Raw genomic sequence first — 15,121 nt, 5'->3', positions numbered from 1 at the left:
CCCGCACCTTTCACGTACCTGCCGAACCCACCCGGGAGCGCCCTGCCTGCCGCTCCGGCAGGGAACGCTCTCCCGGCCGCTCCCTGCCGTCCTGCGCCGTGGCGGGAAACGGCCACGGCGCAAACCCGCCTCGGCACATCATCCCCGCACCACCGCTTTCTTTGCCAAGGTGGCGCCACCGCAGGCTCTGGCAGGTCACACGGCTCACGCAGCACAAGCAGCTCGAGCATTTCCAGCAGGGAGACTAATGCGCCCGATATCCAGAAAGGTCCTGGTCGCGGCCACCGCCGCCGCCCTGGCCGCCACCTTGGCCGCGCCTTCACAGGCCGCGCCCTCCGCATCCGAGAACGAACGCAGCCCCCTGGCCGGCAGCGAGGCCGCCCAGGCCGCGGGCGAGGGCGCACGGCAGACGACCGTGACCCTGGTCAACGGCGACAAGGTGCTTGTCACGACCGGGAAGTCCGGCCGCAGTTCCGCCGCCGCGCTGCCGCGCGAGGACGGCACGGTCCCGTTCCTGCAGACCCGTACCGTCGGAAACGACCTGTACGTCTACCCGGAGGGCGTCACCGAGGCGCTCGCCGCGGGCAAGGTGGACGAGCAGCTGTTCAACGTCTCCGGCCTGATCCGCCAGGGCTACGACGACCAGCACGCGAAGACGCTGTCGCTGATCGCCGTCTACGACGAGTCCGTGGACGTCGCGCGCTCCGCACCCGCGGCCCCGCGCGGCGCCGAGCGCGAGCAGGTCCTCGACGCGATCGACGGCGTCGCCCTCGAAGCGGACAAGAAGCAGGCCGCCACCTTCTGGGCCGATGTCACGAACCCCAGGTCCCGCACCTCCGGCGGTCTGAAGAAGCTGTGGCTCGACCGCAAGGTCGAGGCGACGCTCGACAGGTCGACCCGGCAGGTGCATGCCCCCGAGGCCTGGGCCGCCGGCTACGACGGCAAGGGCACCAAGGTCGCCGTCCTCGACACCGGCGCCGACACCCGGCACCCTGACCTCGAGGGCCGGATCAGCGAGTCGAAGAACTTCACCGACTCCGACACCGCCGAGGACCGCCGCGGCCACGGCACCCACACCATCTCCACCGTCGGCGGCTCCGGGGCCGCGAGCGACGGGAAGAACAAGGGCGTCGCGCCGGGCACCGAACTGCTCAACGGCAAGGTGCTCAACGACTACGGCCAGGGCGCCGAGTCCTGGATCATCGCCGGCATGGAGTGGGCCGTCGAACAGAAGGCCGACGTCGTCTCGATGAGCCTGGGCACCGCGCTGCCCAGCGACTGCACCGATCCGATGAGCCGCGCCACCGAGGAACTCGCCGCGAACTCCGGCACGTTGTTCGTGGTGGCGGCCGGCAACCTCGGCCCGAGCGCCAACACCGTCACCTCGCCGGGCTGCGCCCCGAGCGTCCTGACCGTCGGTGCCGTCGACCGCGAGAACAACACCGCCCGGTTCTCCAGCCGCGGCCCCGTCACCGGCACCCACACCCTCAAGCCCGAGATCACCGCACCCGGCGTCGGCATCTCGGCCGCCGCCGCGGGTGGACGCGGCCTGTACGCGTACCAGTCGATGAGCGGTACGTCGATGGCCACTCCGCATGTCGCGGGCGCCGCGGCCGTTCTCAAGCAGAAGCACCCCGACTGGACCCCGCAGCAGCTCAAGGCCGGGCTCGTGGCCTCCGCCGACCAGGACATCCCCGGTGACGTACGGGAGACCGGTGGCGGACTGCTCGACGTCGAGGCCGCGATCGGGCAGCAGGTGCTCTCCGCGCCCGCCGTCCAGGCCGGCAGCTACAACTGGCCGCAGGACGACAGTGACCGCACCGCCGTCGACGTGCCGTACACCAACACCTCCGACAAGCCGGTCCGGCTGCGTCTGTCCGTCCAGGACCTCACCGGCAACGACGGCACCCCGGTCCGCTCCTCCATCGCCCGGCTCGGCGAGCGCACCGTGAACGTGCCCGCGGGCGCCACCGTCAAGGTCCCGCTGCACATCGACCCCTCTGCGGCACTGCGCAGCGGCCAGTACGGCGACCTCGTGGGCCGTGTCCTCGCCGAGGCGAAGGGCCTCAGCGTCTCCACCCCGTTCTCGCTGTACGTGGAGCCCGAGACCGTCACCCTGCGCGTCAAGCTGATCGACCGCCAGGGCAGGCCCGCCGACGCCGGCTCCTCCCTCGACGTGATCGACATCGAGGCCGACCGGGGTGAGCGCCGCTTCAACGAAGGCGCCAAGGACCAGACGTACGCCCTGCGTCCCGGCAACTACTTCCTCTCCGGCTTCGTCGCCACCCCGGACGCCGGCGAGAACCCGAGCCTCGTCGACTCGCTCACCTACCTGGGCCGTCCCGAGATCGAGATCGAGAAGGACACCACGATCGTCCTCGACGCCCGCGAGGCGCACCGCCTCGACGTCGAGACCGACCAGGCCTTCGAACAGCGCGGCGCCACGCTTTCGTTCGTCCGCACCTGGGACGACATCTGGGGCCACACCGGCACCGCGAGCGGCGGCCGTGAGGTCCGCGGCTACTACGCCTCCGTCGAAGGCCGCGCCCACGCGGGCGACTTCGAGTTCGGCAGCCACTGGCGGGGCGCCGCCCCGCAGATCTCCGAGATGAGGGTCGTCGGCGGACAGGCCCTGCACCCGGTCACCTCCGCCACCAACTCGGCGAACCTCGACGGCACCGGATCCGCCGAACTCGTCGACGCGGGCACCGGAACGGCCGCCGAGCTCGAAGCGGCCGGTGTCGAGGGCAAGATCGCCCTGGTGAAGCTGCCCGCGGGCAGCTCCGCGGTCGGCTCGCTCGCCCGTACCGCCGAGGAGGCCGGCGCCCTCGCCGTCATCGCCCACCGGGACGACCCCGCCCGCTGGTACCCGACCGCCGGATTCATCGGCGGCACGCTGCCCGCGCTCGGTCTGCCCACCGAAGAGGCGAAGGCGCTGGTTGCCGCGCTCGCCGAAGGCCCGGTCGAACTCTCCTGGAAGGCCACGGCCAACACCCCCTACCTGTACAACCTGTCCTTCACCGAGGACGGCACCCTGCACCGCGACCGCACCTACAAGGCGCGAGACAAGAAGCTCGCCGCCGTCGACACGAAGGTCCACGCGATGGGTGTCCGCGCCGACTACCTGGACTTCCTGACGACGGTGCTTCCCAGCGGCCTGCAGGTCACCGCCGGCGGCTTCAGCACTGTCCCCGCGCCCGGTGAGCGCACCGACTACTTCACGGCCGACGACGGTGTACTCCGGTCCCGGACGCTGTCCAGCAGCTTCCCGTGGGGCGAGTTCATGGTCGGCAAGGAGCACGAGTACCAGCGCGGGCAGCGCACCGAGGAGAGCTGGTACGACGGCGTCATCGCACCCACCGCCCCGGTCGACACGGTCACCGGCGAAGTGACCCTCACCGCCGAACGCCAGGGCGACCTGATGGGCTTCGCCCCCGGTATGTGGGGCGACGGCACCCACCACGGCAACGCCGGCTCCTTCGGTGACATCGGCGGCCTCACGCTCAAGCGCGACGGCGAGGAACTCGGCAGCACCGGCTGGCCGTTCGGCGTCTTCGAGGTTCCGGCCGAGGAGAGCACGTACGAACTCACCCAGCGCGTCATGAAGATCGGTTCGCCCGCCGCCGTGTGGAAGCGCTCGCAGTCCGTCGAGACCACCTGGACCTTCCGCTCGAAGCTGGACGAGACCGAGTACACCGTCGGCCTGCCGCTGATGTACCCGCGCCTGACCCTCCCCGAGGACGGCATGAAGACCCTCGCCGCCGAGGACGGCCTGCGCATCGGCCTCAAGGTCACCGGCCACGCGGGCTACACGCCCGGCGCCATCAAGTCCGCCTCCCTGTCCTACTCGTACGACGGCGGCGAGACCTGGACCGAGGCACAGCTCACCGGCACGGGCACCACCCGCACGGCGACCGTGAACCATGCGGACGCCTCCGGAAAGCCGGTCACCCTGCGGACCGAGGTGACCGACACCAACGGCAACACCGTCCGGCAGACGGTGATCCGCGCGTACGACGTGCGCTGACCCCCGCCCCGGACCGCGCCCGTCAGCGGTCGCGTGCGACTGGGACCGCGAGTGGGACAGCGACCGGGACCGCGCGCGACTGAGGCCCCCGGCAGCAACTGCCGGGGGCCTCGGGCCGCCCGCGGCGAGAATTTTCGGGATGCCCCGTTTTCGTACGCCCCGTGCGGTGGACAATAGGGGCATGAGCCAGCAGGGGGACCGGCGCAACGACGCCGCGGGGTACGAGGACGACTGGTGGGCGAAGCTGTACAGCGGCTTCACGGACGACACCGGACCGGCGGCGACCCCCGAGTCCTTGGACGACCGTTTCGAATCGGCCGCGGACACGGTGGTGGAGCAGCCCGGGAGGGCTGGTGAACAGCCGGGGCGGCCCGGCGAGCAGCCGGGTGCCGCGCCGCTGCCGCCGCCCGCCCCCACCCGACCGCCGCGCCCGCGCACCTGGACCCCGCCGCCGCGGAACCCGGTGGCGGAGCCGGGCGGCACGCCGGGGGCCGGTGGCGTGGAGCAGGACCCGGAGCCGCCTCCCGCCCCCACCGAGCCCGCCGCGACATCATCTCCGCGCGACTCCCAGGACCTCACCCCACCCCGAGGCGCCGAAACTCCCAGCGCACAGGCCCCCGTGGCGCTCCCCGAACAGGCCGATCCGACCACGCTCGCGGAGGTGGCGCGGCGCGGCGGCGGCGCACAGCAGCCGAACTTCGTCGGAGACGGCCCGCCCACCTACGACGCCGAGCCCGGCACGCTTCCGTCCGCCGAGCCCGACGAGCTCACGGACCTCGTCGCCGACACCGTGCTCGACGGTGCCACGTACGGCACGTACAGCCTGCGCGCCGTGTCCGTGCGCGGGGATTCCGCGCGCTACCGCGGCGAGGTGCGCAGGGACTCGCTGCTCACTGCCCGCTTCGGCAGCGGCGAGAGCGCGCTCGTGCTCGTCGCCATGGCCACCGGCGCCCGCGCCACACCCGGCGCGCATCTCGCCGCCGCCGAGGCCTGTCACTGGATCGGCCGAGCGGTCGGCCGCAGCCATGCCCGCCTCTCCGAGGACATCCGCGCGGGCAGGCGCGGCGACCTGAAATCGGGCCTGCACCGCCTGACCGACCGCAGCCTCGGCAAACTGCGCGCGGGCGCCGCCGAGCGCGGCCTCGAACCCGAGGAGTACACGGTCACCTCGCTGCGCTGTCTGCTGCTGCCCGCCGACCCCGGCTGCCGCACCCGGGTCTTCTTCGGGATCGGCGGCGGCGGTCTGTTCCGCCTCAGGGGCGGTGACTGGCAGGACATCGAGCCCAAGGCGGCCGAGGCGGCGGGCGAGCCGGTGGTCGGTTTCGGCTCGGTGCCCTCGGAGTCCCCCCAGGGTGACCGACTCACCATGGACCTGCAGATCACGACGCCCCCGAGCCCGTACGACGCACCGCAGGCCCCGCCCCGCGAACCCTTCCGCTTCCGCGCCTCCGTAGCCCGTCCGGGTGACACCCTGCTGCTGTGCAGCGGCGGCCTCGCCGAGCCCCTGCGCGGCGAACCCGCCCTCGCGGGGGCGCTCAGGGAGCGCTGGGCGGGCGAGGAGGGCCCGCCAGGACTCGTCGACTACCTGGCCGACGTCCAGCTGCGCGTGAAGGGCTACGCGGACGACCGCACCGCCGCGGCCGTCTGGGAGGACCAGCCGTAGCCGAGGACTAGCCGTAGCCGAGGACTAGCCGTAGCCGAGGACCAGCCGTAGCCGGGGACCAGCCGTAACGGAGGACCAGCCGGAACGGACGACCAAGGGCCCCGGTGCCCGCCTCGGGGCACCGGGCGCCCCTCCTCGGCGCGCGGCCCACAACGCGCGGCACCCCCGCCTCTGCACCGATCATGGGCTGCACAGGCAAGCACACCCTCGCCGTGTCCGCCGTGTCCGCCGTGTCCGCCGTGTCCGCCGAGTCCGAGGAGCGCAGACCCTCATGGCCAAGCAGAACGTCGCCGAGCAGTTCGTCGACATCCTCACCAGGGCGGGCGTCCGCCGTCTGTACGGGGTCGTGGGGGACAGCCTCAACCCGGTCGTGGACGCCGTCCGGCGCAATGCCGCGATCGACTGGATCCATGTGCGGCACGAGGAGACCGCCGCCTTCGCGGCCGCCGCCGAAGCGCAGGTCACGGGGAAGCTCGCGGCCTGCGCCGGTTCCTGCGGCCCGGGCAACCTGCATCTCATCAACGGCCTCTACGACGCCCACCGCTCCATGGCCCCCGTACTCGCCCTCGCCTCGCAGATCCCCTCGCACGAGATCGGGCTCGGCTACTTCCAGGAGACCCACCCCGACCAGCTGTTCCGTGAGTGCAGCCACTACAGCGAGCTGCTCTCCAACCCGAAGCAGATGCCCCGCCTGCTGCAGACCGCGATCCAGAACGCGGTCGGCCGCCAAGGCGTCAGCGTCGTCTCCCTGCCCGGCGACGTCGCCGACGAACCCGCGCCGGAGAAGGCCGCCGAGACCTCCCTGGTCACCTCACGCCCCACGATCCGCCCGGGCGACGACGACCTGGACCGGCTGGTGGAGATGGTCGACGAGGCGGACAAGGTCACCCTGTTCTGCGGCAGCGGCACGGCGGGCGCGCACGCCGAGGTCATGGAGTTCGCCGGGAAGATCAAGTCCCCGGTCGGGCACGCCCTGCGCGGCAAGGAGTGGATCCAGTACGACAATCCGTACGACGTGGGCATGAGCGGGCTGCTCGGCTACGGCGCCGCCTACGAGGCCACCCACGAGTGCGAGCTGCTGATCCTGCTCGGCACCGACTTCCCGTACAACGCCTTCCTGCCGGACGACGTGAAAATCGTCCAGGTCGACATCCGGCCCGAACGCCTCGGCCGCCGCTCCCGGCTCGACCTCGCCGTCTGGGGCGACGTACGCGAGACGCTGCGCTGTCTGACGCCGAAGGTGCGGGCCAAGACCGACCGCAGGTTCCTCGACAAGATGCTCAAGAAGCACGCCGACGCGCTGGAGGGCGTGGTCAAGGCGTACACCCGCAAGGTCGAGAAGCACGTCCCGATCCACCCCGAGTACGCGGCCTCCGTCCTCGACGAACTCGCCGACGACGATGCCGTGTTCACCGTCGACACCGGCATGTGCAATGTCTGGGCCGCCCGCTACCTCAGCCCCAACGGCCGCCGCCGCATCATCGGCTCCTTCTCGCACGGTTCGATGGCCAACGCCCTGCCGCACGCGATCGGCGCCCAGTTCACCGACCGGGACCGTCAGGTCGTCGCGATGTCGGGGGACGGCGGTTTCTCGATGCTGATGGGGGACTTCCTCACCCTCGTGCAGTACGACCTGCCGGTGAAGGTGGTCCTCTTCAACAACTCCTCGCTCGGCATGGTCGAACTGGAGATGCTGGTCGCCGGACTGCCCTCCTTCGGCACCGCCAACCACAACCCCGACTTCGCGGCGGTCGCCCGCGCCTGCGGTGCGTACGGCGTACGGGTGGAGAAACCCAAGCAGCTCGCGGGCGCGCTCAAGGACGCCTTCAAGCACAAGGGCCCCGCCCTCGTGGACGTGGTCACCGATCCCAACGCGCTCTCCATCCCGCCGAAGATCAGCGCCGAGATGGTGACCGGCTTCGCGCTCTCCGCGAGCAAGATCGTCCTGGACGGCGGGGTGGGGCGGATGCTGCAGATGGCCCGCTCCAACCTGCGCAACGTGCCGAGGCCCTGAGCAGCCGTCCGCACATCCCGCCGCGGAACGTCCCGCCGCGGAACGTCCCGCCGCGGAACGTCCCGCCCCGGAGCGGCCCGCCCGAGCATCAGGCGGGCCGCAGCCGCAGCGTCACGATCTGGAACGGCCGCAGCGCCACCCACAGCCCTTCCTCATCCGTCTCCACCGCACCCACCGGCCGTTCGAGGAGATCCGTCACCTCGGCCCGCGCCACCGGGAACGAGGCCGTGACCGAGGCCCGGGCCCGTCCGCCGCGCGATTCGTAGAGCCGTACGACCACATCCCCGCTGCGGTCCTCCGCGAGCTTCACGGCCTCGACGGTCACCGCCGGATCGTGCACGGTGATCAGCGGGTCGAGCGCGGGTGCCTCCGTGACCCGCAGTGGCAGGTTCAGCGCGAGCCCCTCCGCGACTGCCTCCCCGACCGAGGAACCGGGCAGCAGCGCATACGTGAAGCGGTGCGTGCCCAGGTCCGTCTCGGGGTCGGGGGAGTGCGGGGCCCGCAACAGCGTGAGGCGGACCGTCGTCCCGAGCCCGTCCGCGTGCGGGGCGCGGCTCACATCGTGGCCGTACGTCGAATCGTTGAGCAGCGCGACCCCGTACCCCTCCTCCGCGACCCGCAGCCAGCGGTGCGCGCAGATCTCGAACCGTGCCGCGTCCCAGGCGGTGTTGGCGTGCGTGGGCCGGTGCACATGGCCGAACTGGATCTCCGCCGTGGAGCGTTCGGCCTGCACGTCCAGCGGGAAGGCGACCTTGAGCACCTTCTCCGACTCCTGCCAGTCCACCTCGCACTCCACGTCGAGGCGTCGGCTGCCGGTGGCAAGGCGCAGCTCCTGGGTGATGCGGGAGGACCTGCCGAAGGCCCGTACGACCCGTACGACCGCCCGCAGCGGACCGGATTCCACCAGCTCCACCGACTCGGCCGCCGTCAGATCGGTGTGCCGACGGCGGTAGTGCTGGTCGAGGTCCCAGGCGTCGTACTGGTTGGGGTGATCGGGGTGCAGCTGGAGGAGGTTGGCGCGGGCGTCGGGCGGAAGGACCTCGCGGTCGGCGTCCAGGTCCCGTACGGAGGTGAGCAGCCCGTCGGAGTCGATGTGGACCGACAGATGCTCGTTGGTGAGTGTGATCCCCGTGTCCGTCTCCTCGGCGAAGAGCGCGGAATCACGGGGGTGTGCGGCGGCGGCCGCGAGCGATTTCGTGGCCAGGCCCTGCACGTTCACATGCACCGGGCCGCCGGCCGTCTCGACGACCTCGCTCCGGGCGTACGGGGAGGAGTTGAGCACCGCCGGATCGCCGGGCCCCAGCGCGCGCACCGCCTCGGCGGTCAGCTCGTCGAGTTCCGCGAGGACCCGGGCGTAGGTCTCGCGGGCCTCGCGGTGCACCCAGGCGATCGAGGAGCCCGGCAGGATGTCGTGGAACTGGTGCAGCAGCACCGTCTTCCACAGCCGGTCGAGCGCGTCGTACGGATACGCGTACTCGGGCGAGCGCAGGGCCGCCGCCGTGCACCACAGCTCCGTCTCGCGCAGCCGGTGCTCGCTGCGCCGGTTGCCCTGCTTGGTCTTGGCCTGGCTGGTGTACGTACCCCGGTGGAACTCCAGGTACAGCTCGCCCGACCACACCGGCGCCGACCGCCCGTACTCCTCCTCGGCGGCCTTGAAGAAGGCGGCCGGCTTCTCGATCTCGACGCGCGGTGAGCCTTCGAGCGAGCGCAGACGCCGCGCCCGCTCCATCATCTCCCGGGTCGGACCGCCGCCGCCGTCGCCCCAGCCGAAGGGCAGGAGGGAACGCGAGGCGCGGCCCTTCTCGGCGAAGTTGCGTTCGGCGTGGGCGAGTTCGCTGCCGTGGAACTGCGCGTTGTACGTGTCCACCGGCGGGAAGTGGGTGAAGACCCGGGTGCCGTCGATGCCCTCCCACCAGAAGGTGTGGTGGGGCATCTTGTTGCTCTGGTTCCACGACAGCTTCTGGGTGAGGAACCAGCGCGCCCCCGCGAGCTTCGCGAGCTGCGGGAAGGCGGCGGTGTAGCCGAAGGAGTCCGGGAGCCAGATCTCCTCGGTCTCCACGCCCAGTTCCTCGGCGAAGAACCGCTTGCCGTGCACGATCTGCCGGGCCAGCGCCTCTCCGCCGGGCATGTTCGCATCGGACTCCACCCACATCGAGCCCACCGGCGCCCAGGTGCCGTCCGCCACCGCCTTCTTGATCCGCTCCCAGATGTGCGGCTGGTGCTCTTTGACCCAGGCGTACTGCTGGGCCTGCGAGCAGGCGAAGACGAGCTCGGGATAGTCGCGGGCGAGCGCGGTGACGTTGGCGAAGGTGCGCGAGGCCTTGCGCACGGTCTCGCGCAGCGGCCACAGCCAGGCCGAGTCGATGTGCGCGTGCCCGGTCGCCGAGATCCGGTGGGCGCTCGCAGCGGCCGGCTTGGCGAGTTCACCGGCCAGGGCGGCCCGCGCGGCGGCGGCCGTGCCGGGCACGTCGTGCAGGTCGAGCGCGTCGAGCATGTCCTCCAGGGCGCGCAGGATCCCGTGGTGCCGCGTCCGGTCGGCGGGCAGCTCCGCCATCAGCTCCGTGAGCACCTCGATGTCGAGGACCAGCCGCCATACGTCCACATGCAGTACGGCGAGATCGGCAGCCGCGAATCGGTAGATCGGCCGATCCCCTGCCGTCAGGATGTCGCCCAGACGCGTCGGCTCGAAGTCGCGCAGCACGGTGGGGTTCGCCGCCGCCTCGAGCAGCAGATCCACCGGCTCGCCGCCCTCGGCCCGCTCGGCGACGGTCAGATGCCGGTTGCGCGGATGGATCCCCTTCAACGGCACGCCGTTCGCGTCGTACAGCATCCCCTCCGCCTGGAATCCCGGCCCGTCCCCGCTGAACCCGGGGTCGACCACCACCTCCACCTGACGGCCCGCCCAGCCCTCGGGCACCGCACCGGTCAGCCGGAACCAGCTGGTCGACCAGGGGCTGCCCCACTCGGTCCCGGTCGCGAAGGGCTCGTACGCGGCAGTCAGCGCCTCGCCCACCGGCACAGTTCCCCAAGCTCTCGACTGCTTCCCCAAGCTCTCGGCTTCGCTCGAGCAGGGGAGACCCCACTGACCAGGGGAGGCCCCACTTTCGGGCGCATGCCATACGGACAGGGCCAACGGCACCCGCTCCCCGTACCGGGCGGGACGGATGAACTGGCGCAGGGCACGTTCCAGACGTCCCAGCACCAGCGGTCGGTCGTCGTGCATCACGGCTCCTGTTCGCTTGCCGGTCGCTCACACCCACTGCCCCTGATGTTCCCCGCTCACCTCCCACAGCCCTCGATACGCCGCACCCCCGCCGCCTGTCGAGTACGCGCCCTCCGTTTGTTTGACGAATGGACATGCGTGCTGCCCGGGATGGGCGGGAATGCATTCCCGTGAACCTGTTCGAGAAGACAGGCCTCCGGAGGCGAAGAGCAGCAGCACCACCGCACATCCAGAGAGGGAGCAGTCATCAGCGCACGGGGCGGGGTCATGTCAAGGCAGGCAAGCCGGCGGTCGGACGACGAAGCCACGGCAACGGGGGAGCACGCGTCATCACTCAAGTGCAGACTGGGAAGCTCCGATCTGCGCGCGGTGCCCGAAGTGCGCCGGGCGTTGCGGGAGCTGCTCGCCCACTGGGGCAGGCCCGGGCGCTCGGACGTGGCGGAGTTGCTGACCAGCGAGATAGTCACCAACGCACTGGTGCACACGGACGACGACGCGGAACTGATCGCGACCGTGGCACCGGAGCGGCTACGGGTCGAGGTACGCGACTGCACGGAACGAAGGCCTGAGGTGCGGGTACCGCACGCCGACGACGGTCCGCGCACCGGCGGCAGAGGGCTGCAGCTCGTGCAGTCCCTCGCCGATGCCTGGGGCGTCATGTCGTACGGGACCGGAAAGGTGGTGTGGTTCGAACTGGGCAGCGGCCCGGCTTGAACGTGCGCCCGCGCACACGGCCGGGCGACCACCGACGACGGAGCGGCGCCGCCCTCGTCACCGGGCGGACGCCACCCGACATCCCTGACACTCAGCCGAATTGCTGCTCCAGATCCTTGAGCTTCTGCTCCAGGGAGTCCAGGCGAGGAAGCGTCTGGGTGTCGTCCTCCGCGGTGAGGTCGACGGCGACCGGCCCGTCGGTGCCGGTCACGGCCTGCAGCGAGGGCCGCGGGCGTACGGGCAGCTGCTCGGCCGGAGCCAGGCCCGCGGAAGGCTCCGCGAGGGGCTGCGGAGCGGCGCTGCCCGCCGCGGCGGCGAGCGCCTGCGGACCGGCCGTGCCGCCCGCGCGGGCCGCGAGGGCCTGCGGGGTGCCGGTGCCCGCCGAGGCCGCCTCCACCTCCAGCCTGCCCGCCGTACGGCGGCCGCCGCCCCAGGCGTGCCCCCGGCTCAGCGCCTTCAGGCGGGCGCGCTCCAGGCGTTCGTGCTCGCGCTTGCGGAGCCGGTTGGCCGCCTTGTCCTTGCGGTCCTCCCGCACCTCCTCGACCGCCTCGTCGAGGGTGCGTACGCCTTCCAGGAGCATCAGCGACCAGGCGCCGTAGGTCTCCCGGGGAGCCCGCAGCCAGCGCACGATACGGATCTGCGGCAGCGGACGCGGCACGAGCCCCTGCTCGCGCAGCGCGGCACGCCGGGTCTGCTTGAGCGCGCGGTCGAAGAGCACCGCGGCGCTCAGCGACATCCCCGCGAAGAACTGCGGCGCGCCCGCATGGCCCAGACCCCGGGGCGCGTGCACCCAGTTGAACCAGGCCGCCGCCCCCGCGAACGTCCACACGAGCAGCCGTGAGCCGAGCGCCGCATCGCCGTGGCTCGCCTCGCGGACGGCGAGCACCGAGCAGAACATCGCCGCCCCGTCCAGGCCGAACGGGACCAGGTACTCCCAGCCGCCGGAGAGGTTGAGGTTCTGCCGGCCGAAGCCGACCAGGCCGTGGAAGGAGAGCGCGGCCGCGACCGCGGCGCAGCAGAAGAGCAGCAGATACGAGACCGATCCGTAGATCGCCTCCTTGCGCCTGCGCCGCTCCTCGCTGCGCTCCCAGGAGTCCTGCTCCACCGCCGCGGCCTTGGCACCGGCCCGCTTGCCGCGTGTGAGCACCGCAACCGCCACCAGCATGCCGAGCAGCAGCACCCCGCCGGGCAGCAGCCAGTCAAGCGATATGTCGGTCATTCTCATCTGGGGTCCCTTGCGTCACCTGAGGGGGGTTTCGGCGTCATCCTGACGCAGACGCGGAGACCTTCAGGGGGTTTCGGGGGAAGAGAACGCCAAGGGGGTGTGCGGGGGTGCAGATGGGTGGATTCTGCTCGAACTTCCGTGCTGATACCGGGAGTTGAGTTCGATGACTCCCACCCGTGCGGGTGGTTCAGGTCGATCCGCTTGCGGTCAGCTTGACGATCCGCTCCGCATCACAGGTACGCGGGCACGTCACACAGGTGTCGTCCGGACGCAGGGTGTAGAAGAGGCAGCAGCTCGCACGGTCCCGGGTGGGCAGCGACTCGCCGTTCGGACCGGTGAGTTCACGGAACGAAGGCGTCCCCACGTACGGCTTCGTCCTGCCCGGAAGCAGCAGCTCCAGCTCCGCGATCGCCCGGCGCTCCTCGCCGAGCAGATGCCCGATGTACCAGAGCCCCTCGACGATCTCGTCCGTGGCCATGCCCCACAGGGCCCGCGGCCCGCGCCGCATCCGCGGCCCGAAGCCGTCGAGCACCGGACCCAGGTGCGCGGCGACCGAGGCCCGGACCTCCGCCATCAGCGCCGCCTCGTCGGGCACGACCCGTGCACCCGGCGCGGCGGCCAGTGGATCGCCCGGCAGGCAGGCGAACTCCTCGACGCGGACGGCCATCTTGCCCAGCGTGCGCTGGAAGGCGACGTTCGTCACCGGCAGGCGCGGCACCCGGCGCCGCAGGAACCACGGAACCGTGATGAGGAGGCAGGCCGGCCAGGCGTACCGGTGGAAGCCGAAGCTGGCGGTCACATCGGGGCGGGCCTGCTGCCCGTAGTCCCTGAGGACCTGTGCGTCGTCCCAGGCGAGAAAGGTGTCGAGCGCGGCCCCGCCTTCCGCGAGCTCGACGGCGGCGACCCAGCCGCCGCCCTGCGGGGCCTGCTCGTGTGCGCCCAGCTCGCGCACCGCGAGTCCCGGGAACACCTCGCCGAGGCGTGCATACGTATCCGCGAACGCCGAGGGGGCTGTGCGGGTGTCGCCTGGCAGAAGGGCGTCAAGGGACATGCGCGGGACCACCGAATCGCGATCGTTTGCAGGTAAGCCTTACCTTACCCGAAGGATTCGATGTTTGAACTCGGGGGTCGTCGGCTCGGGCCCCGGGCCGGGTTTTTCGACAGCCGGGGCCGCTCCGCCTATCGTCTTTGGGTGAGCCGCTGGGGCTCCTGAGCCGTGACGAGAGCCGGGGAGGTGGACCCGAGTGGAGCAGGCCCGTCCGCGAGCCGCCTCGGATCCTTCGTCCACGGAACGCACACAGGCCGCCGCGCCCACGGTGCGGGTGCCCGCGCAGACGGTACCCGCCCGCAGGCCGACTGCGCGTACGGCGCGCGGAGGCGCGGAGGAACGCGGTGCTGCGGAGGGGCGCGGTGCTGCGGAGGGGCGCGGTGCTGCGGAGGGGCGCGGCATCGCGGAGCTGCCCGGTGTCGCGCAGGGCGCGCCCGCCCGCGGCGACCACACGCACAGCGAGCCACCGGCGCCTGCGTTCGTACCGGCTGCTGCGCCCGTACCGGCCCCACCGGCCGAGGGCGGCCGTCATTCGGTCCGGCGTCATTCCGTACGAGGCCAGATCCTCGAAGCCCTGCGCGCCGCCCTCGTCGGAGGCGAGCTGGCGCCCGGCGAGGTCTACTCGGCACCCGCGCTCGCGAGCCGGTTCGGAGTCTCCGCCACGCCCGTACGCGAGGCCATGCAGCAGCTCGCCCACGAGGGCGCCGTCGAGGTCGTGCCGAACCGGGGCTTCCGGGTGGCCGAGCGCAGCGCACGCGAGCTGGCCGAACTGATCGAGATCCGCTCGCTGCTCGAGGTGCCGGTCATGCTGCGCCTGGCCCGCACCGTACCGGCCGGGCAGTGGGCCACCCTGCGGCCGCTGGCCGAGGCGACGGTCACGGCGGCGGCCCGCGGTGACATCACCGCGTACGTGGACGCCGACCGCGCCTTCCACGGCGCGATCCTCGCGCTCTCCGGCAACGAACAGCTGGTCATGGTCGCCGACGACCTGCACCGCCGCTCCCAGTGGCCCCTGGCCACCGGCCCGGTGAGCATCGGGCGCGCCGACCTCGTCGCGGACGCGGCCGAGCACACGGCGCTCCTGGACGCCCTGGTCGCCCAGGACCTCCAGGTGGTCTCCGCCCTGGTCCGCGAACACTTCAACGGGGCGCACTAGTGACCTGAGTCGGAGATTCGTCGTTAGTTGGGTATGAGTCGTCCGGGTCCG

Annotated in this window: 8 protein-coding genes; 5 read left to right on the top strand and 3 right to left on the bottom strand. The window is 71.8% G+C overall.

The window, feature by feature from the left end:
- Positions 1-247: 247 nt before the first annotated feature.
- The 3 genes from ACLF6P_RS07155 to ACLF6P_RS07145 all read left to right on the top strand — a co-directional run bounded on the left by ACLF6P_RS07155 (position 248) and on the right by ACLF6P_RS07145 (position 7,704).
- Positions 248-4,027: a S8 family peptidase gene (locus ACLF6P_RS07155; RefSeq protein WP_415948983.1), complete on the top strand. Its 3,780-nt coding sequence runs from the start codon at positions 248-250 to the stop codon at positions 4,025-4,027.
- Positions 4,028-4,208: 181 nt separating this feature from the next.
- Positions 4,209-5,690 carry a protein phosphatase 2C domain-containing protein gene (locus ACLF6P_RS07150; RefSeq protein WP_415948982.1) on the top strand — a complete coding sequence of 494 codons (1,482 nt, stop codon included), beginning with the start codon at positions 4,209-4,211 and terminating at the stop codon, positions 5,688-5,690.
- A gap of 271 nt (positions 5,691-5,961) precedes the next feature.
- Positions 5,962-7,704: a pyruvate dehydrogenase gene (locus tag ACLF6P_RS07145; RefSeq protein ID WP_415948980.1), complete on the top strand. Its 1,743-nt coding sequence runs from the start codon at positions 5,962-5,964 to the stop codon at positions 7,702-7,704.
- 88 nt (positions 7,705-7,792) lie between these two features.
- Here the strand turns inward: ACLF6P_RS07145 and ACLF6P_RS07140 are convergent, their stop codons facing one another.
- A complete protein-coding gene (locus ACLF6P_RS07140) occupies positions 7,793-10,927 on the bottom strand; it encodes an alpha-mannosidase (protein ID WP_415948979.1) in 3,135 nt (1,044 codons plus the stop codon).
- A gap of 267 nt (positions 10,928-11,194) precedes the next feature.
- Between ACLF6P_RS07140 and ACLF6P_RS07135 the strand changes: the two genes are divergently transcribed.
- Positions 11,195-11,641: an ATP-binding protein gene (locus tag ACLF6P_RS07135; protein ID WP_415948977.1), complete on the top strand. Its 447-nt coding sequence runs from the start codon at positions 11,195-11,197 to the stop codon at positions 11,639-11,641.
- Between the two features lie 91 nt (positions 11,642-11,732).
- Here ACLF6P_RS07135 and ACLF6P_RS07130 read toward each other — a convergent pair whose 3' ends face one another.
- Together ACLF6P_RS07130 and ACLF6P_RS07125 are read right to left on the bottom strand one after the other, a co-directional pair.
- Positions 11,733-12,866: a DUF2637 domain-containing protein gene (locus ACLF6P_RS07130; protein WP_415948976.1), complete on the bottom strand. Its 1,134-nt coding sequence runs from the start codon at positions 12,864-12,866 to the stop codon at positions 11,733-11,735.
- Between the two features lie 187 nt (positions 12,867-13,053).
- Positions 13,054-13,917, bottom strand: a complete 864-nt coding sequence (locus tag ACLF6P_RS07125; RefSeq protein ID WP_415948975.1) for a (2Fe-2S)-binding protein — start codon at positions 13,915-13,917, stop codon at positions 13,054-13,056.
- A gap of 193 nt (positions 13,918-14,110) precedes the next feature.
- Between ACLF6P_RS07125 and ACLF6P_RS07120 the strand changes: the two genes are divergently transcribed.
- Entirely contained in the window at positions 14,111-15,070 is a 960-nt protein-coding gene (locus tag ACLF6P_RS07120; protein WP_415948973.1) for a GntR family transcriptional regulator, read from the top strand.
- Positions 15,071-15,121 lie beyond the last annotated feature (51 nt).

Origin of the sequence: Streptomyces lothianensis, assembly GCF_047779955.1 — a bacterium.
GTDB lineage: Bacteria > Actinomycetota > Actinomycetes > Streptomycetales > Streptomycetaceae > Streptomyces.
The sequence above is the reverse complement of the archived record's forward strand: the minus strand, read 5'-3'. Positions and strand labels throughout refer to the sequence as shown.